The following is a 21,238-nucleotide window of genomic DNA, read 5'->3' as shown; positions in this document are numbered from 1 at the left end:
AACTTCCTTTATAAAAGCCGTCCCTGGCTTTACGGTTGACACTGTGTGCTCACCGTTCGTTATTGACCAATCAGTAAATCATCGAACGTGGTGTCGTCAGCATCTTGGGTGAACTCGCGGCCGTTAATTGGCAGAGGTTCATCGGTCGGTGCTTGATTAAAGGCATCACGGGTATAGCTAGAGAACGATACCTGCTGCGCCTCAATCGTAACGCTAACGGTGGCCGTAACCTCTGGGTTAACACCGTCAGAAACGGTAAATGTGAAGCTATCGCTACCCGTTACCTGAGCGTTAGGTGTGTAGGTAAAGCTGCCATCAGTATTAACTTCTGCATTACCTAACGTACCATTTTCACCAAGCCCGAATGTAAGTGGATCACCATCAGCATCGGTTGCTGTCAACGTGCCATCAATCGCAATATCTGCTTGCGTCGTCAGCATTTCATCAACGGCAACCGGCGCTGCATTTTCTTCTGGCGCTTGATAGTCGTTATCGTCATCACTATCGAAACAACCAGATAGCGCTAGCACCAATCCAGAAATGATCCACACTCTATGTTTCTGCAAAGGTGCTTGAGCCGACTTCGCGAATGAGGATGCATTCAGATTCTTGTTAAATAACCTAATCTTCTTAGACATGATGGATCTCCTTATTCAGAGCCAGCAAGTGGTGTTTTTAGGTACGGAAATGATGAATCAATCATGCTTGCATCTACAGGCGCACCATCTGTGAAAGGTACATTACCCACGCTGGCGTCCTCTGGTGTACAAAGGCCAAGATCTGTATCTTCACCTGCTACGGGGATGGGATAGCACAAGCGGCCCATAACTACGCGAAGGGCAATATCAACCACGTCATCACCCGGGCGACGACCGTTCGGGAATCCTGCTAAGTCATCGCCAGCCACACCAAATGCTGACTGAGATTCGGCTGGCGTTGCTGGGATCCCTGTGTTTAGGCGCAGCATTTCTGATGCTGTTACTGTTGCTTGCTGGTTAACGCCTGGGAAACCTGTAAGGAACGCTGTCACTAAGTCCATACGCGGGAAGTTAGTCGGCGCAAGGGTCTCAATATCCGTACCCAGCGTAGTATTCACAGCATCTTTAAACAGAATGTTCAGTAGTTCTGGCAAAGAAGGGTGAGTTACATAATCAGCGAATTGACCGTCTGCACTTGGGTGAGAAGTAGAGAATTTGTCTTTATCGCCAATACCAATAACAAGCTCATTCACTAGTGGGCTACCTAAACGAGACACCTGGGTCATTGCACCGCCGTTGGTTTCAGGTTTCGCAAAAGTGGCATCTGGATTTAGGATACGCGCCTGCGGTAAACTTGCCGTCGTCCAGCTACCAATTACGCCATTACCTTCACCGGTAATACACGCTTTGGGTACTTCGATTGATAACGCTGTCACGTTTTTATCGGCTAAGTCATCATTCATGGCGCTTTGCGTAATACCGCCAGGAAAACCTTCACCATCGCCTGCGCCCGGTGCGCTGTCGCCCTCTACAGGCACGTAATTTACCAGGTCGAATGTTTTGCCTAAGTTAACAACAAAGGGGTCTTTGCGCTGACCAACAAACACTTTTGCCATATCATCGCATCCAGGGATACTGAACGAATAAATAAAGCTTTCAGCATAGCGCGCGTATTCCGCTTCACTGGTAAAGGTTTTATTGCCGATGTAATCAAGCGGCTTTTTAAACATATCGCCCATGGCAGGAGTAAGCGTAGTGCGCGTGCCTGTCTGCATGTCGCCACTCACCATAGTAAGGCTGTACATCTCTGAGAAGTTTGCTGCGCTTGAATCATCTGCGCTGATACCGCCTACATTTTTAAGCGGCACTTTCACCATTTTTTGCTCGCCTTCAGGGCCTATTGGTAGGGCAATACCTTCGTTATCGGCGGCAAGCATATTGTTAAACTTAAAAACAAAGCTTAAGTCTTCAACCGCGTCGCCATCGCTATCAATATGTATGGCATAGTGCGCATTCGGGTCCATTGCAAAGTAGTTAGGGCCACCGTATGCATCTTGCAGTGGTATGTAGTTTGCGATGAAGGTCACATAGTCTTCACGTCCTTGTTCATAGCTATTGAAAGCATAAAAGTCGGTGCTATCTAACGCTGGGTGACGAGTGATGTTAGGTGCTTCTCGGTGACTTGATGCTATTGCGCCCGCAGTTACAGCTGCGCATGTCACAGCGATAGCCAGTGATAAAGTTTTACGTTTGAATTGGATCATGTTGGGTCTCTCTGTTTTTATGAGTTCAAGAGACCAAACGACTGAGGTTTCATCTTGGATGCAAAAATGTTTAAAAAATTAAAATAAAATTTTTATAGAATGTAAAAGTCAGGTTTTCGAGGGAAGAGAACGGTAAGGACGGAGAGGGTGAAGAGAAACAAAGGTAAGTAAAAGGCCACGAGTTGTGGCCTTTGGTTGTGCAGGTTGGTACGTAAAATTACACGGAAACAATTGGCGCTATATATAGCACTTCCGTTGGTGCACCTGTCACCGAGCCGCCAGGTGCTTCTAAGCTCACTGCTAACGCCGCAATACTTTGATCTAGCAAAATATCTGGTGTCGCGCGTGTGTCGCCATTAACTTCGGGCATCAATCCGAGGGAAATTGGCGCTTCGCCATTTGCCGGCACCATCCAAAGCTCATAGTCTTTGTTTGCTAACGCCACAAATGCATCGGTGACCTTAACATTCATGGTCGTGTCAGAAACTTCTATCACCCACAATGGCGTGTTATCAGCATTATTGACTACGGCAATATGAGAAACCTCTGGGGTAGGTACAGGTTGCATGACGAAAAGCAATACTGCCAACACCATTGCAGCTGCGGTGGATATAAACGATAAGTTCTTCCAGCGTTTCTGTTTCTCTTTTTCAAGATCAACTACATTGTCGCTACTTGGTTTAGCGTTATTCGTTTGATCGACAAACTCTGTATCATTGGCCGCCTTGTGGCCAAGCTTCACTTGTATGCTCTCCCACACGCTGTCAGGTGGTGTCACCGGAGGCAAGGTTTCAGCAAATCCAGTAAGGTATTGCTCCCATTGTGCGGTTGCATCGCTAACAGCCTGATACTGCATCATTAACTTTTGATAGCGCGTACGCGCTTTGCCGCGCAGCGTTCCAACTACATATTCAGCGGCGAGGGCGTTTAATCGCTCTTCTTTTAAATAATTCATAGTGATAGGCACCTCTGCAAGCTTTGCAAGCCTCGTCTTATCCAGCTTTTAATGGTTCCAAGTGGTGACGCCAAGTGAGTTACCACCTCTTGATGCGACATACCATTCACATAGGCTAAATGGATAGCCTGACGCTGCGGTCCATCAAGTTCATCTAGACAAGAGGCCAATTTTGCTTGTTCTGCCTCTAACTTTATTGATTGCGTGGTTTCCATACCTGACGGTGCGTCATCATTTAATTCGACTTCATTTCTTACGTTGTGATAGCGGATTAAATCGAGCGCACGATAGCGAGCTATGCTGACCATCCACGTAAGCACAGTGCCTTTACCCCGCTGATAATTCCCCGCGTTATGCCAAATTTTGATGTAGGCATCTTGGGTTGCTTCATCAGCAAGCTCTGGGCGTTTCAAAAGCCTTAAAGCAACAGCGTAGAGCTGTGGACTTGTTATCTTATAAAGCTCTGCGAACGCTTTTTTGTCGCCGTCTGCGGTTTTACACAGCAGAGGAAACAGTGTTTCGTGTTCCATTGTTGCTCCTATTTTTATCGTTATGGCGCGGCCATGTGTTTATTGTTTTAACGGTTTGGCGGCTACTTCTAAAAGTAGCATGCTTTATAAACATCTGCTCAAAAGGGGCTCAAATACTAGAAAGGCCTTTAAGCAGTAAAGTGTCTAAAAATTAGTACTTTATTGAAAACGTAAGACGAATATTTCTCGGCTCTACAGGGTGATAATGCAAATCCTCAACCCCTTCCTCTGGCTCTCCGGGCAGCCTAGATGCATAAAAATAATCAATATCGTGATCGTCACTGTCCAGGGCATTGAGTACTTCTAGCGTTACGTCCCATGCTGACTGGCGATAGGCAATTTGTGCGTTGACCAAAAAGGTTGATGGCGGTGAAATTTCATCGAAACTTTCTACGGTACGAGAGCTTAAATAGCGGCCTCGTAGGGTATAGTTGAACCCTAGTTGATTACTTCTTTGATAGTAGGTTAGCCCTGCGCTTACAACACCTGGCACGGTGCCATCGATGTGCCGACCTTCGCCTTCAATGCTGTTGCTAAATCGCGCTTTGGTCCACGCTGCTTCAATGTCTGTTGTTAGGTGATGGCTTATCCAGTAGTAGGCACTCACTTCAATGCCGTGTCTTTCGGACGGGCGGCTGGCTTCAGTAAAGCCTGCATCGCCAACGTACACCAGCTCGCTATCAAGTTCTAAGCGCCACAGGGCAGCAGATAGGTTATAGGTTTTATTATCGGTATAGTTAACGCCCGCTTCATAGCCAAGGCTCTTTACCAATAAGGGAGCTGCTTCGGTAGCGTCACCACTTACCGGGTCTATGCTAATTGTTGCTCCCCGAGCATCGTTAGAGTGAAAGCCCTGCCCAATGTTGGCAAATGCGGTGAGTTGGTCTGATACACTGTACTTCAAGCCTGCTTTGAGTGTAAATAAACCGTCACTTTCGCTTCCTGAATTAGCACCAAGACTGCTGGTAACGTCCACATCTAAGTAATCGTATCGACCACCTAATGACAGGCTTAATGCGTCGCTTAATACAATGTTTGACTGAGCAAAAAGGGCATAGCTGTTGCTGTTTATTTCGTCTTCTCGGATAGTGCCAAAGCGGGTTAAGTTTTGGGTGCGATACAAACCCACGTTTTCAATATCGTCGAAACGCCACTGGCCGCCTAGAGTAATACTGCTTCCATCCGTGAGCGCTAAGGGTAGGGTAGTGAAAATTTCGCCACCGTAAATTTTTCGGTCGTCGGCCTGTTCGAATTGATCGCCTGTCTCTGGGTTATCAAGGAAGTAAGTGAAATTAGAAAAAAGGCTAAGCGTTGTATCTATGGCATACAGTGAAGCATTCCATGTATCACTGGTATAGTTTGCGGAGAGACTATAGCGAGACGAATCGCCGCCAACTTGGGTGTCGATAGAGCCAAGACGGTCTATTAAGCCGCTTTCAATAGCGCGCTCAGGTACTTGGTCAGCACCGTTCCAGCTATTATCGTAGGCCATTCCTGTAATGGCGAGTTGGCCGTCTAACAAGGGCGTAATATAACGAATATGGGCGTTTTTCTTTTTTACATTTTCGTCAACGTCAGTCCACGGACCTTCATAAGTTTGATATTCCAGCGCTGTAATAACGCGGCTCTCTCCTGCTTCAAAGTGGTTTAATGCAACAGCGCGCTTGAACCCATATTCTCCTAAACCTAAGAACAACTTGTTTTGCTCAAGTGAATCTCTTAAGTTGAAGAACGCCCCGCCAGCGCTAGAAAAATCGCCGATATTGGCATAATAGGTGCCTTTGAAGTAGCTTAGATTGTCGATAAATTCGGGAATAATAAAGTTAAGGTCACTGTAGCCTTGGCCATGTCCATGACTTCGCATATTCACTGGCATACCGTCTACACTCACCGTAAAATCCGTGCCATGGTCGAGGTTAAATCCACGCAAAAAGTACTGGTTGGCTTTACCCGAACCGCTGTGTTGGGTCACCATCATGCCTGGGATAAATTCAAGTATTTCGCCTGCTCGTAACATAGGGCGCTCAATCAAGGTGTCACCAGATACCCATCCCTGCGAAGCCGAGATAAACTCTCCGTCTTTTACAGATGAGTCACCACGTACTCGAATATGCTCAATATCACCTTCGGGGTCGTCTAAGGCCATTGCAGCGCCCATACCAAGCGAAAATGAGCTAGCGATAAGTGTTGTTACCAGAATTTTTGCTGTCACCGTATTTACGTCCATTATCCGTTTGTAATACCAATAACGATTAATGATGGTTAATGGATGCAAAAAGGTGGAAATCATTTTTCTTTGCTTATTGCAATATTAAATGCCGTTAACTAAGGCTTATGTTGTTTAAGCGATGTGGCGCTTGTGTCAAAATAAACGTTGTTGTTAATGAAGCGAAGAGAAGCCCGTGGCGAGACACGACAAAAAAGCCAAGAAGAAGTCCCCATCATCAAATCCTCTAAAAACGAAGGATGATAAAAACACGCCCAACTCAGAATCAGGCAGTTCATCACTTGAGCGAGCGGGGTTTGTACGACGTTTATTGGCCATGATTTACGATACGTTAGTGGCTACTGCCGTTGGGATGTGCGCGGCCATGGTGATGATAGTAACGCTGGTGGTTATGCTGAAACATGGCGCGCTTGACCTACAAGGTTATGCTGAACCTGCCGATCTTATCCAGGCTTCTTTTGGTTATAAACTGCTTATTCAAACTTGGGTAGGCTTGTGGATAGCTGGGTTTTTCTTGTGGTTCTGGCGCAGGGGCGGGCAAACCCTAGGCATGCGTGCATGGCGTTTGCGAATATATAGCACGGTTGAAGAACCAATGACCTGGCCGCGCTTGTTCATTCGCCTAATAGCATCGTTGGGTGGTCTAGGCACCTTACTTGTTTTGTTTGATTTTAAGAATAAACAATCATTGCAAGACCGATTGGCAAAGACCGAAGTGTTGAAGTTGACCAAAGAAGCGAACGACCACAAGAGCTGGTAAACGTGCTTTGTAAGGCGCTAAAAAATCGCAAATAAAAAGAGGCTGCAAGGCCTCTTTTTATTAGTTTTGACTGTTGAATTAGACGAATGTGTTAGCTTGATCAGCGCCTCAACATTACCCCTGCAATGGCCGCAAACAGTAAGCTAGGTAGCAAGGCGCCAAGGAATGGTGGCAGCTGATAGACTAAACTCACTGGCCCAAATACTTCGTTAAGAATAAAGAAACCGAAGCCTGTCAGTACGCCCATGATCACGCGTGCGCCCATGGTAACGCTACGTAGTGGGCCAAAGATGAATGACAATGCCATTAACAGCATTACCCCTACCGAAATAGGTTGGAATACTTTGCGCCACAAGGCGAGTTGGTAACGAGATGGGTCTTGGTCGTTATTTTCTAGGTAGTTCACGTAATCCAGCAGCCCAGTAATAGATAAAGCTTCCGGCTTAACTGCCACAATTCCTAATTTGTCAGGCGTCAGCGTTGAGTTCCAGCGCATGCGATTGTTTTCTTCCACTGTAACTTTTGTTTCGGTAAATTCAGTTACTTCAACATCGCTTAACCACCAACCGTCTCCGTCGAACGCTCCATTTTTCGCGTGGGTGATACTTTCTAGCGAAAGATCGGGTTTGAAGCTAAATATGCTCACGTCTTTAAGTGAGTCTTGGCTTAACACCTGACCAATGCTAACAAACCGATCACCATCTTTAGCCCACACCAGTTTGTCAGAGGAAAATAAACTACCGCCTGAAATCGCTTCGGTTCTTATCTGCTTTGCCTTGGTTTCACTGTAAGGAGTTACCCACTCGCCAACGGCCATTACTAATAGGATCATCACAAGGGTCGACTTCATGGCAGAGTTTATGATGTTCCAACGGCTCATACCTGCGGCTTGCATTACTACCAGTTCACTATTGCTAGCCAGAACACCCATACCGATAAGACCACCTAAAAGCGTCGCCATAGGGAAGAACTGCTCTAAGTCGCGAGGCAAGCTTAGTAATACGTAGATAAAAGCGACCAGCATGTCATAGTCGCCTTCGCCAATTTTTCGCAGCTGTTCTACAAATTTAATAAGCGCGCTTAAGCCAATAAGTACACTAAGCGTAACGGTAATAGTGCCTAACAGCGTACGGGCGATATATAAATCGAGGATCTTAAACATCTACTTTTTCCCCAATATCCAGGCGCGCAGCTCTGTGCCGGTTTTTCTGTCTCGCACAATCAACATGACACCAATAATCAGCATGATGGTATGCACCCACCATAAGCCAAGCTGAGGTGGCATTTTGCCGTCTTCTAACACCCGTCTACTGGCGAGTAGCAGCAAGAAGTACCCCAAGTAAAGCAGGATGGCAGGGAACATTTTACCAAAGCGCCCCTGACGCGGGTCGACTGCGCTTAGCGGCACAGCAATTAGTACTAAAAACGGAATGGAAAGCGGTATGGCAATACGCCACTGAAGCTCGGCTCTGGCTTCAATACTGTCGTCTTCCCACAGTTCGTTAGTAGGCAGTACGCTTACCTTACGACGAGTTTCGTCGGCAGGTTTATCGGCAATCTGAATTTGGTATTCGTCAAATTCTACTTTGCGGAAAGCCTTTTCAGATTGCTTTCCTTCGTACTGTACCCCTTCTTTCAGTACAAGGTTTCGCGTGCCGTCAGGGTTATTTGCCACTTCACCAGTTTGCGCATACACAACGCGCACGTCGCCTTCGCTATCGTCTGTTTGATTTTGTGACAAAAATACACGTTGTAGTTTATCGTTATTGTCTACATCGTGAACAAAAATAACGGCTTTTTCATTGCCCGTTTGCTGGAATCTGCCTGGCATTAGAGCAGAAAGCCCAGCTTCGTTGCGGGCTTTTTCCCGCAACTGGTATTCGTTTTCAGCAGCCAATGGCGCGAAGTAAAGGGTAATTGCGCCTGTGACTATCATGATAAGTACAGACAAAAACAGCATTACCCGCGTTACATACCATTCACTGATACCACAGGCTCGCATTACGGTCATTTCGCTGTCTACATACAGCCTGCCGTGCGCCAGCATAATACCCAGATAAGCACTGATGGGTAGCACCAATGAAGAGAGAATAGGGGCATATAAACCTAAGAAGCCAAGCACCAGCCCAGCGGGAATATCACCATCGGATGCATCGCCTAAAACGCGCACAAATCGCAAGGTGACAAAAATTGCCATTAGGATAAAGAAAATCGCCAACTGAGATTTCAGCGTTTCCTTAAGTAAATAGCGGAATATCAGCATCTCAGCCCTTCCGGAAAATTAGGAATTTTAGTGAAAGAAAGCACAATTTTGTTTAAACTTACCGTTTTTACAAGTTTTGCCTGCAATCATAAACCGTTTGCATGGTGTTTTGACGCAAATTTAACCTATATTCAATAGGTCTGTAAGCGAGAATTGCAGCGAACTAAAAAGTTATGCTGCGTATTAAAACATAAAGCAGCGCGAAACGTTACGTGATTTTAGTCATCGTGCAAACCATAAACGACGAAAAGCGAGGTGATATCGTGGAGTTTAGTGTAAAAAGTGGCAGTCCTGAAAAACAACGCAGTGCATGTATTGTTGTGGGCGTCTTCGAGCCGCGTCGCCTAACGGCGGTGGCTGAACAACTAGACGAAATCAGTGAAGGTTATATCAGCAACTTGTTACGCCGTGGCGACCTTGAAGGTAAAGCCGGCCAAATGTTGTTGCTACACAACGTGCCAAATGTACTAAGCGAGCGCGTGCTTCTAGTCGGTTGTGGTAAAGAACGCGAACTTGATGAGCGTCAGTACAAAAACATTATCGCCAAGACCATTCAAACATTGAATGAAACAGGCTCAATGGAAGCGGTATGTTTCCTTACCGAACTTCACGTTAAAGGTCGTGACACGTATTGGAAAGTACGTCAGGCAGTAGAAGCAACTGAAGACACGCTTTACACCTTTATGCAGCTTAAAACCAAGAAAGGCGAGCCTCGTCGTCCGCTGCGTAAAATTGTATTTAACGTACCTACACGCCGTGAACTTACGGTGGGTGAGCGTGCAGTTGAGCACGGTTTAGCGGTTGCTCGCGGCGCGAAAGTGACCAAAGACGTGGCTAACATGCCGCCAAACATCTGTAACCCAGCATATCTGTGGCAGCAGGCGCAAGAGCTTGCCAGCCAGTACGACAGCGTAACGGCTGAAGTCGTTGATGAAACCCAAATGGCTGAGCTTGGTATGCAAGCTTATTTGGCTGTTGGCCGTGGTTCAGACAACGAAAGCATGATGAGTATTATGCATCACCGCGGTGGTCCAGCTGATCAAGCGCCAATTGTGCTTGTAGGTAAAGGTCTTACTTTCGATTCAGGCGGTATTTCAATTAAGCCAGGCGAAGCCATGGATGAGATGAAGTACGACATGGGTGGTGCTGCAGGCGTACTGGGTACTATGCACACTATAGCAGCGCTGAATCTGCCAATTAACGTTATTGGTGTATTGGCAGGCTGTGAAAACATGCCAGATGGCAAAGCGTATCGTCCGGGTGACATTCTAACTACCATGTCAGGTCAAACCGTTGGAGTGCTAAATACTGATGCGGAAGGCCGTTTGGTATTGTGTGACGCGCTAACTTACGTAGAGCGTTTTGAGCCAGAGCTAGTGATTGACGTAGCCACGTTAACTGGCGCAGCGATTATCGCACTTGGTCACCATGCAACCGCTGTGATGAGTACGCATAATCCGCTTGCACACGAACTACTGAATGCGTCAGAGCAAAGCTCAGATCGCGCATGGCGCTTACCGCTATGGGACGATTACCAAGAGCAGCTTGAAAGCCCGTTTGCCGACATGACGAACCTAGGTGGTCGCCCAGCAGGCTCAATCACCGCAGGTTGTTTCTTGTCGCGCTTCACTAAGAAGTACAACTGGGCTCACCTTGATATTGCCGGTACGGCATGGCGCAGTGGTAAGAACAAAGGTGCAACAGGCCGTCCAGTGCCTATGCTGTCTCAGTTCTTAATGAACCGCGCTGATATCAAGTTAGAGGACTAATCATTCATGCCGCAAGTGATATTTTATCAACTTACCAGCAGTGACAATGGCGTGGCAGGTCGCGCCAGTGAAGTCATTGCTTCAGCGTTTGCTAATAAGCAGAAAATTAGCGTTCTGTGTGACACACAGTCGCAAGCTGAAGAAGTTGATGAATTGTTATGGCAGCTGCCGGCCGACCGCTTTGTGCCTCATAACCTTTATGGTGAAGGGCCACAATCGGGAACGCCGGTGGAAATTTGCTGGCGGCCAGAGCAGGTAGCCAGACGACAAATGGTGGTTAATGTGGGTTCCGGTATGGTGCCTTCACCCAACCAGCATCGTCAAATCATCGATTTTGTACCCGTGGACGAGAACGCCAAACAGGCCGCGCGGGTAAGATACAAAAACTATCAGCAAGCTGGATGCAACATGCAGTTCAAATCTGCATAAGTCATTCGCGTTTAGCTTCAATTTGAGAGTGTGTAATGGATAAAACCTTCGAACCGCAGTCCATCGAGCAGCAATGCTACAAGTCATGGGAAGAGGCGGGTTTATTTAAAGCTTCAGGTAGCGGCGACCCTTATTGTATTTTGCTTCCGCCACCAAACGTTACCGGTAGCCTTCACATGGGCCATGGTTTCCAGCAAACCATTATGGACGCCTTAACCCGTTATCACCGCATGAAGGGCGACAATACGCTATGGCAAGTGGGTACAGACCACGCAGGTATTGCTACCCAAATGGTGGTAGAGCGCCAACTTAATGCACAAGGCAAGACGCGCCACGATTTAGGTCGCGAAGACTTCATCAAAAAAGTGTGGGAATGGAAAGAGCACAGTGGCGGTACGATCACCGGTCAAATGCGCCGTTTAGGTACGTCACCTGACTGGTCTCGCGAAGTGTTCACCATGGACGAAGACCTGTCTAAAGCCGTAACGGAAGTGTTCGTTAAACTACACGAAGAAGGCCTTATTTACCGTGGTAAGCGTTTGGTTAACTGGGATCCAGTGCTTCACACTGCAGTATCTGATCTTGAAGTACTGAACGAAGAAGAAGACGGCCACATGTGGCACATGCGCTACCCACTTGCAGATGGTAGCGGTGAGCTCGTGGTTGCGACAACGCGCCCTGAAACCATGCTAGGTGATACCGCCGTTGCGGTACACCCAGATGACGAGCGTTACCAAGGCTTTATCGGCAAAGAAATTAAGTTGCCAATTACTGGCCGTTTAATTCCAGTTATCGCCGATGACTATGTAGATCAAGAATTCGGTACAGGCTGCGTTAAAATTACGCCTGCTCACGACTTCAACGACTACGATATGGGTAAGCGTCATAACTTGCCTATGATCAACATTCTTACCGACGATGCGAAAATTAATGATGATGCGCCAGAAGCGTATCGCGGTTTAGATCGCTTCGACGCCCGTAAGCAAATTGTTGCTGATTTAGACGCACAAGGCGCATTGGTTAAGATTGAGCCGCACAAGCTTAAAGTGCCACGTGGCGACAGAACTGGCGCAGTTATCGAACCATACCTAACTGACCAGTGGTATGTAGCCGTTGAGTCTCTTGCTAAACCTGCGATTGAAGCGGTTGAAAGCGGCGAAATTCGCTTTGTGCCAGAGAACTGGAACAAGACTTACTACCAGTGGATGCACAACATTCAAGACTGGTGTATTTCGCGTCAGCTGTGGTGGGGACACCGCATTCCGGCGTGGTACGACGAAAACGGCAACGTTTTTGTTGGCCGCACCGAAGAAGAAGTGCGTGAAAAACACGGCCTTGGCAGTGACGTAACGCTTTCACAGGACGACGATGTACTAGATACCTGGTTCTCAAGTGCACTATGGCCGTTCGCCACCATGGGTTGGCCAGAAGAAACGGCAGATCTAGAAACCTTTGTGCCGTCTTCAGTGCTAGTAACCGGCTTTGACATCATCTTTTTCTGGGTTGCCAGAATGATCATGATGACCAAGAAATTCACGGGCAAAATTCCGTTTAAAGATATCTACATTACTGGTCTTATCCGTGATGAGAATGGCGATAAAATGTCAAAGTCGAAGGGCAACGTGCTTGACCCAATCGACTTGATTGACGGTATTGATATTGAGTCGCTAGTCACTAAACGCACTGCGGGCATGATGCAGCCTCAGCTTGCTGAAAAGATTGCCAAGCGTACCCGTAAACAGTTCCCTGATGGTATTCAGGCCTACGGTACAGACGCATTGCGCTTTACCTTTGCAGCTATGGCGTCAACCAGCCGCGATATCAACTTTGATATGGCCCGCGTTGAAGGCTACCGCAACTTCTGTAACAAAATTTGGAATGCATCGCGTTTCGTATTGATGAACACAGAAGAACACGATACAGGTCGTGACGGCGGCGAAATGGTACTTAGCATGGCCGATCGCTGGATTTGGGCTAAGTTCCAACAAACGCTGGTTGAATTTGAAAAAGCGCTTGAAGACTACCGTTTCGACATTGCTGCGCAAACCGTTTACGAGTTCACCTGGAACCAGTTCTGCGACTGGTATCTAGAGCTTACTAAGCCTGTGCTTAACAATGACGCCAGCACCGAAGCTGAAAAGCGCGGTACGCGTCATACGCTTATTAACGTACTTGAAAGCCTGCTTCGCTTGTTGCACCCGCTTATGCCATTTATTACCGACACTATTTGGCAGCGCGTTGTGCCACTAAGTGCACTTAAAGTGGAAGAGGGCGCAAGCATTATGGTTCAGGCATTCCCTGAAGTTGATGCAGCGAAGCAAGACGACAAAGTGCTTGCTGATATCGAGTGGGTGAAGAAGTTTATCGTGGGTATTCGTAATATCCGTGGTGAAATGGATATCTCGCCAAACAAACCACTTAATGCGCTACTTAAAAACGTAAGCGACGAAGACGCGCGTCGTCTTGATGCGGCTAAGGCATTCCTTGATAAGCTTTCTAAGCTTGAAACCGTAACTATTTTGAAAGACGGTGAAGAAGCGCCAGCCAGCGCGACAGCGCTTGTGGGCGAGATGGAAATTCTTATCCCAATGGCAGGGCTTATCGACAAAGACGCCGAGCTTGCTCGTATTACTAAAGCCATGGAGAAAATCGAGAAAGATGTATCTCGTACTCGCGGCAAATTGGGTAACGAGAAGTTCGTAAGCAATGCGCCAGACGCGGTAATTGAAAAGGAACGCGCTAAGTTAGACGAGGGTGAAAAGGCCCTAGCAAAACTTAAAGAGCAGTTCGAGACCATTAAAGCGCTGTAAGGCTCAATGTAATTGCTCATTGATTGCCCGTACAACGAGCAGTCAAGCGAGCGAATAGTAAAAGGGTTACCAATAGGTAACCCTTTTTTGTTGGCAGTTTAAATATAAGATAAAAGCAGGCTCGGCTATCACGTATCCAAAAACTATGTGCTCTAGAATACAGGCTGGTTAATATTACTTGCCTAAATACTCTCTGAGCATACTTATCAGCGACTTTTGCTTAATAGGTTTGGTCAAATAATCATTCATACCAGCGTCTATCGCGCTTTGTTTATCTTCTTTCATGGCATTGGCTGATAGTCCAATAATTGGCACGCCGGTAAAGCCTTTCTCGCGAAGTTGTTTGGTAGCTTCATATCCGTCCATAACCGGCATTTGCACGTCCATTAAAATTAAATCGTACTGAGGGGCGTTCTCTACTTTTTGTACGGCTTGCTTGCCGTCTTCTGCGATATCAAAAGTAAGCCCCAGGTTAGTAAGCATTTCACCGGTGACCAGCTGATTAATGTTGTTGTCTTCTACTAACAGTACGTGGCCTTCTAGCGAAGTTTCTTCTAAGTCGTCACTAAAATGGTGGCCTTCATAGTTGGCGTCTTTTGAAATAACCTGATGAACAAAACGCTCGAATTGCGCCGGTGTAAAAGGATGCATTATTAGCGGGCCTTTCCACAGTGAATCGTACTTAGCCTGCAGTGCACTTCCTGCACTTTCTATCACTAACCCCACTGACTTCCCATTTTCCAATAAGGTATTTAACCAGCTTATGTTTTGTCTAAATTCACTGAATTCGTGTATATCTACAATAATATGTTCAGGTAAGGCACTTGCAGCTTTCGCATCTTCGATGGATAGCGTTGACTTAGTGGACAGTTGGATTTGATTGCAATACGCTTCAGGGAGCAACGCCGTTTCAGTAACATACAGGCTATCAACAGGTAGCTGAGGCGTTTGTTCAAGCACGCCTGGTTGATTTTTAAATGCCTTAAGCGGTAGCTCAACTTCAAACGTACTACCTTTACCCATGGTAGACGTGGCATTAAGACGACCCTTCATAAGCTCAGTTAGCTGGCTCACAATAGCAAGGCCTAAGCCGGTGCCGCCGTACTTTCTATTGGTAGAACCATCCGCTTGGGTAAAGGGTTTAAATATTTTGTCTAGCTGTGCCGCGCTCATACCTATACCAGAATCGGTAATTCGCATGGTGAGGTTTAACACATTACCTTTTTCATTCAAGGTGCCATCAAACTCTATCTCTATGCGGCCTTGTTCGGTGAATTTAACTGCGTTGTTACCTATGTTCATAATGATTTGGGCAATGCGCAACGGGTCGCCAATAACTTGTGGAGGTATGGCAGGGTTAACCGTAAAGTGAACCGATAAGTTCTTTTCTTTTGCACGTAATGCAATCACAGCAATAAGGTTGTCGAACAGCGAGTGCAGAGAAAAGCTCACCTCTTCAATTTTCAGTTTTCCCGCTTCGATTTTAGAAAAGTCGAGGATATCGTTGATAACACTAAGTAATATTTGTCCTGAATACGCAGCTTTGTCTAGATAGCCCCTAACAGTAGTGGATAGTTCTCGCTGCTGAGCCAATTCTATTAGCCCGATAATGCCATTCATTGGCGTGCGGATTTCGTGACTCATATTGGCTAAAAACATACTCTTTGAAGCAGTTGCCTGCTCCGCTTTGATTTTCGCTTCAGTAATCGCTTTGTTTAAACTCTCAAGTTGAGAGTTCATGGTTCTTGCTTCCTCAAGCAGTTTTTCTGTTTCGCGGTTTTTGTCACTAAAAACAAGGGCGGCTTTTGCCAGCTTGCCTATCTCATCTTTGCGACTGCTGCCCGGAATATTAGAAATTTGCACACCTTGAGCAAGCTTATTGAACACTTCTGTAATGGAGCGAATAGGCCCTAAAATACGAAACATGGTAAATAAGGCTGCTGAAAGCGCGAGCAATATGGCAACTAAGGAAAATAGTTCACCGTTACGTTGGGTGCTTTCTGCAAGAGTATAAGTACGTTGAGTTGCTATCTCAGAGTCTGTGGTTACCTTTTTAGCTAACTCTCCGCTTAAATACAGAAACTCGTTAGCGGAGCCTGCCATTACGACGTTGACCAAGAATAGATTGCCTTGAATTATCTGCGTCAGTTTAACGAAATCGGCTTTAATCTTTTCCGACAATCGCTCGATTTTCTCTTGCAGAGCCGTGTTTCGCGTCAACGTTAAATTTCTTAATGAGTCAGCGGCTTCATTAAATGTCCGTATAAAACTCATGTCGGGTTTCATCAGGTATTTCAACATGGCATTTTCGGCGCGGATAAGAAGTGTTTTTGCTTGTTCTTCAGATTCGCTTGATATGTCTCCGCTAGCTTTTGCGTCACTCAGTATTTTTTCCAGTAAAGTAATTTCAGATAGAGTGCCTCTTGCAAGAAGGTTGTCTCTTTGAGCACGCGCATCGACTACCTGGGTGAAATTTTCCTGATAAGCGTTGAGATGCTCCTTCATTCTGGTAAGGATATAGCTGTCGTCTTGTTCCTTGCTACCTTCATCAACTAAAGCCAACTTGTCGAGTTTGGTATTAATGGTCACCATGAGCCGACTAAAGCGTGTAATGGCTGACTTACTGGCATTTTCTTTAAAGATGAGCACGTTGCGCTGTAAGTCTACAACATCTCGTTCAAGCTCTTTTACTAGCGCAACATCCACCACGGCTTTTGAGGCCGACGAGATCCCCTTATTTAATACTTCTTGGTTTTCTCTGGCAATAAACCCCTGCGCCAGTATGAGCGCAATGAGCGCGAGTAGCACAGTGATCAGCTGAATTCGAATTGACGATAACATGTTAACTTAAAAAGCCTTATTCCATTAACGTGATGGGGTTTTACCTAACGAAAATCATGCGGTAATGAATTCGTACCACTTTTGCAAACTGTACTCATAGGTTGGCATAACAGTATTCCATACAGCAACATTACTAAAACGCTCTTCGTAACTGCCACCGGTTCGCTGGGCTCCTTTCCTTACACTTATATTTCCATCGGGGCCTTTAAGCGGCTCTGATGCTACTTGCCCTTTGTACCAGTAATTCCATTCGGCGTCTGAGAGATACTGAGCTGAACGTTTAGGGTTAGAAATATAATAGCCTTGTCTGGCAATAAATGCGCCAGGCCATCCTGACAGCCACCAATTCATATATTCATAAGCCACGTCTTTCATTCTGCCCTGTGATGCTGATGAAAGGCACATAACGCCGTGCCAGCCACGATAGCCTTCTTTAGGGGCTGCAAAAGTAACCGGAATGTCTTGACCGTTTAACGAAGAGACTGCTGGTGAGAACATACTTTCAATAGCAACTCGACCGCTTTTCATAAACTCGACTGATTCGGGAACTGAGTTCCAAAACCCATTAAAATGATTGAGTTGAGTCAACTCGATGAGCAAGCTAAACAGATCATCAAGTTCATACTCTGTCATGGCCCCAATGTCTTGAAATTGAATGAAACCTTTGGCTTGGGCGGCAAGTGCTAGGTCGAATAGGCCGATTGTGGGGTCGTTGACTATACCCACTTGTCCTGAATAGCGACTGTCCAAAAGCCAGCCCCAGCTTTCTTCTTGTCCTTTCAACTCTTGGGGAAGTTTTGTCTTGTCATAGCCGAAAGAGTCGACATTATGCACGTAGGGTAAAAAACTAATGGTGTCGGTATGGTTAGCACCGAGTGTACCATCGTCTTGCACATTAATGATTTTATGAGGCGCATCGCCAGCGCCCATTCGTGCATTCTTGGTCAGCTTTCCAGTTTTACTTAAATCGTTTATTTCTTCCCAATACAGAAGTCGCTTTTTTTCAATGGGCTGAATTGCATGCGCTCGCCACAGTACGTTTATGCTATTGGACCACTGTTCGTATAGATCAAAAGATGCGGGGTTCATCGATGCTTTTTGAAGAACGGTTGCGCTGCCACCTGCTTCGAATTCTATATTAATGCCTAAGTCTTCCATGGCTCGCTGCCGAATGGCTTCTTGTAGCGTTACATGGGTACCCAAAACGCGCAGTGTTGGCTTCTCTTTTCCTATTGAAAAAGGGGTAACGCCTGCGGTTAGGCCAAAAGCGAGGCCACCTTTCAATAAGGTGCGGCGCAGCTTAGATGAAGCAACTTTTTTATCAGTGTTTGAAGGCATTAACGTACGTCCGTAATAAACGATGACCTTCCTTCATTCTGGCATCTATTTCATAGAGTTACCAAAAAATGTTACCCACGAGTTAAAAATAGTAAAGCTGCCTGACATATTTGGTAACACATCAAAATTCGCTAACGGCTACTTTTTGTATTATAAAGATATCAAAATGATATCAAAGGTGAGTGGTATGAAAGAAAAGAAAGGGTTTTCGGTAAACGGCTATTTGATGATTTGTGTTTTGTTAGTCGCACAGGTTGCAACGTTCTTCTTTGCAGTCTCAGGCAATCCCGAAGTGGGAGTCATCCTAAGTGCATTAGTGGGAAGTTTATGGTTGGGCTATTTCATAGTGCAACCCAACCAAGCCAAGGTCATGACGTTTTTTGGAAGCTATGTAGGTACGGTTTCTGACGTAGGCTTGCGCTGGACAATTCCGTTATTCCGTAGAGCGAATATTTCTTTGCGTATTAGAAATTTCGAAAGCGCCAGAATCAAGGTAAACGACAATCAAGGGAACCCCATCGAAATCGCTTCTATCGTAGTTTGGAAAGTTACCGATACTGCCGAAGCAATGTTTGACGTAGACGACTATGAAAGCTTTGTTCGCATACAAAGTGAATCTGCTATTCGTAATATGGCAAGTAGCTTTCCATACGACCCGAGAGACGACGAGCAAGCGGAAGTGGCGCTTCGCAGCCACCCGGTAGAAATTTCTCAACGCTTACAAGAAGAGATACAGGAGCGCCTAGCGAAAGCGGGGATCACAATTTTGGAATCTCGTATTAGTCACCTTGCGTATGCGCAAGAAATAGCAAGTGCGATGTTACAACGCCAACAAGCATCGGCCATTGTTGCTGCGCGCAAACAAATCGTCGACGGTGCGGTGGGTACTGTGGAAATGGCGCTTCATCGTTTAAACGAAAAAGGTGTGGTGGAATTGGACGAGGAGCGCAAAGCCGCCATGATAAGTAACCTTTTGGTTGTGCTTTGTGGCGATAAGTCGACGCAGCCCGTTATTAATGCAGGTACAATCTATTAGTTCGGTTTTTAACATAAGTTTGAAAATGTGGTGCCGCGTGATGTACTGCGGCACATAAGGTTTGTTATTTTGGCAAAGAAAAAAGCGTATCCACTCAGGATAAATGAAAATGTACTTGCCGCCATGGAACGATGGGCTGCCGATGACTTGCGCAGCGTTAACGCGCAGATTGAGTATGTATTACGACAAGCGCTAGTGAAGCAAGGAAGAGTGAAGCTGGTAGAAAAAGTGATTGTAGAGGTTGAAGATATTGAGCCGCCCGATGGGGAAGAAAACTGAGCAGTGTGGCTGACCAGCCAAATCGATGCTGTCCAACTAAATCGATTTTGAGCTGGTAAGTTTATGATTTATGTTATTAATAGTGAGCCGATGCGAACCAAATGCTCATGTAGCGTTACCATGAATCAATATTCGCTTTTACGTAACATGATGAGGTTCAGAATGAGACTCTGGGCCAGCTCCACCATCTTCACAGGGGTCTAACACTTCGTTATCGATATCGTCATAACATTCGCACTCTATCGTATTACGACCTTTATTTTTGGCTCTATAAAGGGCTTCATCTGCATCGCAAAGTAGTTGCTTGATGCTTGCCTCTCTTAAATCGCTTACATAAACCGCACCTAAACTAAGGGTAACTTGCCTTCCTTTCAACGGAGGGTGGGTTTCATGGAGAATACTGACCTTCTCGCGAAATCTGTCTAGTAGTTGGCGAGGAGAGACTGGACTTGTTAGTACCATGCAGAACGCAAACTCTTCGCCACCTATGCGGCCAATGGCATCTTCTTGACGAAAAAAATTGCTGCATTGTCTGAGCAACGATGGTTAATATGTCATCGCCAAATCCGTGGCCAAAGCTATCATTAATAGCTTTAAAGTGATCAACATCGGCGATGCCAATCAACATTGCATGTCCATTGCGTTTCGCAAAGTTCAAAGACTTTGCAAAGGCATCTAAAAATGCACGCCTATTTGGAATGTTCGTGAGCGCGTCATAATATGCCAGTTTCTCTAGTTTATGGTTAGCAGCACGAAGTTCGCTGGTTCGATTGTTGACCAGGCTTTCTAAGTTCTGCTTTATTTTCTTAAGTTCTGAATTGCGCTTGTCTAGCTGTTCAGATTGGAACTTCATTTCGCTAACGTTGCGTTGAACAGCGGCAAAATGGGTAACTTCACCGAATTCGTTGGTAAGCGGGAATATGTTCATTTGAACCCAGAAAGGCGTGCCAGACTTCGTATAATTTAACAGTGTTTCGGTACATGGGCGTTGCTCAATAAGCGCCTTCCGAATACGCAGCGTAGAGGCTTTGTCGGTTAGGACACCTTGAAAAATACGAGGGGTCTCACCCAATAGCTCCTCAAGGCTATATTCAGTATGTTTACACAATGCTTCATTGGCATAGATAATTTTAGGTAAAAGCGGGGCATCGATATTTTGAGCTTCCGTTACCAAAATCATATCTTGTGAGTGTTGAACAATATCTTTATAAGAAAAATCACTAATCTTAGCTGTGATATCAGTGAAATAAACCACTACAAAACATGGCGAATTACCATTCACCTTGTACTTTTCGGGATATGCATTGACGTTAAACCACGTTATTTTATCGGTACTCTTATTTATCGTTCCCAATATCCGGTTATTTACAGCGGTGCCAGTGGCAAGCACTTGGGCAATGGGAAGTTTGTGGTAGGGGACTTTTCTGTTTTGCATGTCAATGAACTCCCAGGAGTCCACGTCTTAGCTTTTCTCTTTAAGTCTATTTATGCTTAATCGAAGCAGCGTTAACGCCGTGGGATTGGCATACTCTACAGCGCCAGTAGCATTGTGAATGACTACGCCAATTTGCGTATTTTCTAATAGGTTGAACAAGTTAACATTGTCGATGCTCATTGCACTACACCAATTGAAAGCGTCAGTATGTACTGTTTTCCTTGGTACATTGGCGAATCAACGTTAATTGGAAAAGAAGGTTTATATAATATAATAGACTTTAGTATAAAAAATAGCCAAAAGCTGCGCATGAATGCAGCTTTT

18 protein-coding genes are annotated in these 21,238 nt (G+C 45.8%); 6 read left to right on the top strand and 12 right to left on the bottom strand.

Annotated features, from left to right (window positions below; translation table 11 throughout):
* Positions 1-59: 59 nt before the first annotated feature.
* The 5 genes from BGK61_RS06540 to BGK61_RS06520 all read right to left on the bottom strand — a co-directional run bounded on the left by BGK61_RS06540 (position 60) and on the right by BGK61_RS06520 (position 5,954).
* Positions 60-638, bottom strand: a complete 579-nt coding sequence (locus BGK61_RS06540) for an Ig-like domain-containing protein (protein WP_076012660.1) — start codon at positions 636-638, stop codon at positions 60-62.
* Positions 639-649: 11 nt separating this feature from the next.
* Positions 650-2,242, bottom strand: a complete 1,593-nt coding sequence (locus BGK61_RS06535) for a DUF4331 domain-containing protein (RefSeq protein ID WP_076012659.1) — start codon at positions 2,240-2,242, stop codon at positions 650-652.
* Positions 2,243-2,459: 217 nt separating this feature from the next.
* Positions 2,460-3,197, bottom strand: coding sequence for an anti-sigma factor (locus BGK61_RS06530; RefSeq protein WP_076012658.1), 738 nt, complete (start codon positions 3,195-3,197; stop codon positions 2,460-2,462).
* Positions 3,194-3,727: a sigma-70 family RNA polymerase sigma factor gene (locus tag BGK61_RS06525; RefSeq protein WP_014977297.1), complete on the bottom strand. Its 534-nt coding sequence runs from the start codon at positions 3,725-3,727 to the stop codon at positions 3,194-3,196. Before BGK61_RS06525 ends, BGK61_RS06530 begins: the two co-directional genes overlap by 4 nt.
* Before the next feature lie 151 nt (positions 3,728-3,878).
* Positions 3,879-5,954 (bottom strand): TonB-dependent receptor, encoded by a 2,076-nt coding sequence (locus BGK61_RS06520; protein ID WP_076012657.1) that lies wholly within the window; start codon positions 5,952-5,954, stop codon positions 3,879-3,881.
* A gap of 175 nt (positions 5,955-6,129) precedes the next feature.
* On the opposite strand from BGK61_RS06520, the gene BGK61_RS06515 reads away from it, so the two are divergent.
* Positions 6,130-6,714 carry an RDD family protein gene (locus BGK61_RS06515; protein WP_076012656.1) on the top strand — a complete coding sequence of 195 codons (585 nt, stop codon included), beginning with the start codon at positions 6,130-6,132 and terminating at the stop codon, positions 6,712-6,714.
* Between the two features lie 100 nt (positions 6,715-6,814).
* On the opposite strand, the gene lptG is transcribed toward BGK61_RS06515, so the two are convergent.
* The gene (lptG, locus tag BGK61_RS06510) at positions 6,815-7,876 is read right to left on the bottom strand and encodes an LPS export ABC transporter permease LptG (RefSeq protein WP_076012655.1); all 1,062 of its coding nucleotides are present in this window, start codon (positions 7,874-7,876) and stop codon (positions 6,815-6,817) included.
* On the bottom strand, positions 7,877-8,977 hold the full coding sequence (lptF, locus tag BGK61_RS06505; RefSeq protein ID WP_076012654.1) for an LPS export ABC transporter permease LptF: 1,101 nt from the start codon (positions 8,975-8,977) through the stop codon (positions 7,877-7,879).
* A gap of 263 nt (positions 8,978-9,240) precedes the next feature.
* Between lptF and pepA the strand changes: the two genes are divergently transcribed.
* From pepA to BGK61_RS06490, 3 genes are read left to right on the top strand one after another with little or no spacing between them, the layout of a single operon-like run.
* On the top strand, positions 9,241-10,746 hold the full coding sequence (gene pepA, locus BGK61_RS06500; RefSeq protein WP_076026042.1) for a leucyl aminopeptidase: 1,506 nt from the start codon (positions 9,241-9,243) through the stop codon (positions 10,744-10,746).
* Positions 10,747-10,752: 6 nt separating this feature from the next.
* A complete protein-coding gene (locus BGK61_RS06495; RefSeq protein ID WP_076026034.1) occupies positions 10,753-11,175 on the top strand; it encodes a DNA polymerase III subunit chi in 423 nt (140 codons plus the stop codon).
* Positions 11,176-11,210: 35 nt separating this feature from the next.
* Entirely contained in the window at positions 11,211-13,985 is a 2,775-nt protein-coding gene (locus BGK61_RS06490; RefSeq protein ID WP_076026033.1) for a valine--tRNA ligase, read from the top strand.
* 174 nt (positions 13,986-14,159) lie between these two features.
* Here BGK61_RS06490 and BGK61_RS06485 read toward each other — a convergent pair whose 3' ends face one another.
* Positions 14,160-16,826 carry a response regulator gene (locus BGK61_RS06485; protein ID WP_076012630.1) on the bottom strand — a complete coding sequence of 889 codons (2,667 nt, stop codon included), beginning with the start codon at positions 16,824-16,826 and terminating at the stop codon, positions 14,160-14,162.
* Positions 16,827-16,880: 54 nt separating this feature from the next.
* Positions 16,881-18,164 (bottom strand): ABC transporter substrate-binding protein, encoded by a 1,284-nt coding sequence (locus BGK61_RS06480; protein ID WP_076012629.1) that lies wholly within the window; start codon positions 18,162-18,164, stop codon positions 16,881-16,883.
* A 187-nt stretch (positions 18,165-18,351) separates the two neighbouring features.
* Here BGK61_RS06480 and BGK61_RS06475 point away from each other — a divergent pair, with 187 nt between their 5' ends.
* Together BGK61_RS06475 and BGK61_RS06470 are read left to right on the top strand one after the other, a co-directional pair.
* Positions 18,352-19,200 (top strand): SPFH domain-containing protein, encoded by an 849-nt coding sequence (locus tag BGK61_RS06475; RefSeq protein ID WP_076012631.1) that lies wholly within the window; start codon positions 18,352-18,354, stop codon positions 19,198-19,200.
* 69 nt (positions 19,201-19,269) lie between these two features.
* Positions 19,270-19,479 carry a type II toxin-antitoxin system antitoxin gene (locus BGK61_RS06470; RefSeq protein WP_014999431.1) on the top strand — a complete coding sequence of 70 codons (210 nt, stop codon included), beginning with the start codon at positions 19,270-19,272 and terminating at the stop codon, positions 19,477-19,479.
* A 138-nt stretch (positions 19,480-19,617) separates the two neighbouring features.
* Here the strand turns inward: BGK61_RS06470 and BGK61_RS19800 are convergent, their stop codons facing one another.
* Genes BGK61_RS19800 through BGK61_RS19715 form a run of 3 tightly spaced genes read right to left on the bottom strand, consistent with a single transcriptional unit; the run spans position 19,618 to position 21,094 of the window.
* Positions 19,618-19,968, bottom strand: a complete 351-nt coding sequence (locus tag BGK61_RS19800) for a diguanylate cyclase (RefSeq protein WP_267889397.1) — start codon at positions 19,966-19,968, stop codon at positions 19,618-19,620.
* Complete coding sequence (locus BGK61_RS19795; RefSeq protein ID WP_267889396.1) at positions 19,868-20,914, bottom strand: sensor domain-containing diguanylate cyclase; 1,047 nt, start codon at positions 20,912-20,914, stop codon at positions 19,868-19,870. Before BGK61_RS19795 ends, BGK61_RS19800 begins: the two co-directional genes overlap by 101 nt.
* Before the next feature lie 27 nt (positions 20,915-20,941).
* Positions 20,942-21,094: a PAS domain-containing protein gene (locus BGK61_RS19715; RefSeq protein WP_234349528.1), complete on the bottom strand. Its 153-nt coding sequence runs from the start codon at positions 21,092-21,094 to the stop codon at positions 20,942-20,944.
* Positions 21,095-21,238: the final 144 nt, after the last annotated feature.

The organism is Alteromonas abrolhosensis (assembly GCF_001953635.1).
In the GTDB taxonomy this organism is placed as follows: domain Bacteria; phylum Pseudomonadota; class Gammaproteobacteria; order Enterobacterales; family Alteromonadaceae; genus Alteromonas; species Alteromonas abrolhosensis.
The sequence above is the reverse complement of the archived record's forward strand: the minus strand, read 5'-3'. Positions and strand labels throughout refer to the sequence as shown.

Bases quoted from the DNA above. Each gene is read 5' to 3' on its own strand.
- BGK61_RS06540 (WP_076012660.1), bottom strand. From the start codon at position 638: ATGTCTAAGAAGATTAGGTTATTTAACAAGAATCTGAATGCATCCTCA.
- BGK61_RS06535 (WP_076012659.1), bottom strand. From the start codon at position 2,242: ATGATCCAATTCAAACGTAAAACTTTATCACTGGCTATCGCTGTGACA.
- BGK61_RS06530 (WP_076012658.1), bottom strand. From the start codon at position 3,197: ATGAATTATTTAAAAGAAGAGCGATTAAACGCCCTCGCCGCTGAATAT.
- BGK61_RS06525 (WP_014977297.1), bottom strand. From the start codon at position 3,727: ATGGAACACGAAACACTGTTTCCTCTGCTGTGTAAAACCGCAGACGGC.
- BGK61_RS06520 (WP_076012657.1), bottom strand. From the start codon at position 5,954: ATGGACGTAAATACGGTGACAGCAAAAATTCTGGTAACAACACTTATC.
- lptG (WP_076012655.1), bottom strand. From the start codon at position 7,876: ATGTTTAAGATCCTCGATTTATATATCGCCCGTACGCTGTTAGGCACT.
- lptF (WP_076012654.1), bottom strand. From the start codon at position 8,977: ATGCTGATATTCCGCTATTTACTTAAGGAAACGCTGAAATCTCAGTTG.
- BGK61_RS06495 (WP_076026034.1), top strand. From the start codon at position 10,753: ATGCCGCAAGTGATATTTTATCAACTTACCAGCAGTGACAATGGCGTG.
- BGK61_RS06490 (WP_076026033.1), top strand. From the start codon at position 11,211: ATGGATAAAACCTTCGAACCGCAGTCCATCGAGCAGCAATGCTACAAG.
- BGK61_RS06485 (WP_076012630.1), bottom strand. From the start codon at position 16,826: ATGTTATCGTCAATTCGAATTCAGCTGATCACTGTGCTACTCGCGCTC.
- BGK61_RS06480 (WP_076012629.1), bottom strand. From the start codon at position 18,164: ATGCCTTCAAACACTGATAAAAAAGTTGCTTCATCTAAGCTGCGCCGC.
- BGK61_RS06475 (WP_076012631.1), top strand. From the start codon at position 18,352: ATGAAAGAAAAGAAAGGGTTTTCGGTAAACGGCTATTTGATGATTTGT.
- BGK61_RS19795 (WP_267889396.1), bottom strand. From the start codon at position 20,914: ATGCAAAACAGAAAAGTCCCCTACCACAAACTTCCCATTGCCCAAGTG.
- BGK61_RS19715 (WP_234349528.1), bottom strand. From the start codon at position 21,094: ATGAGCATCGACAATGTTAACTTGTTCAACCTATTAGAAAATACGCAA.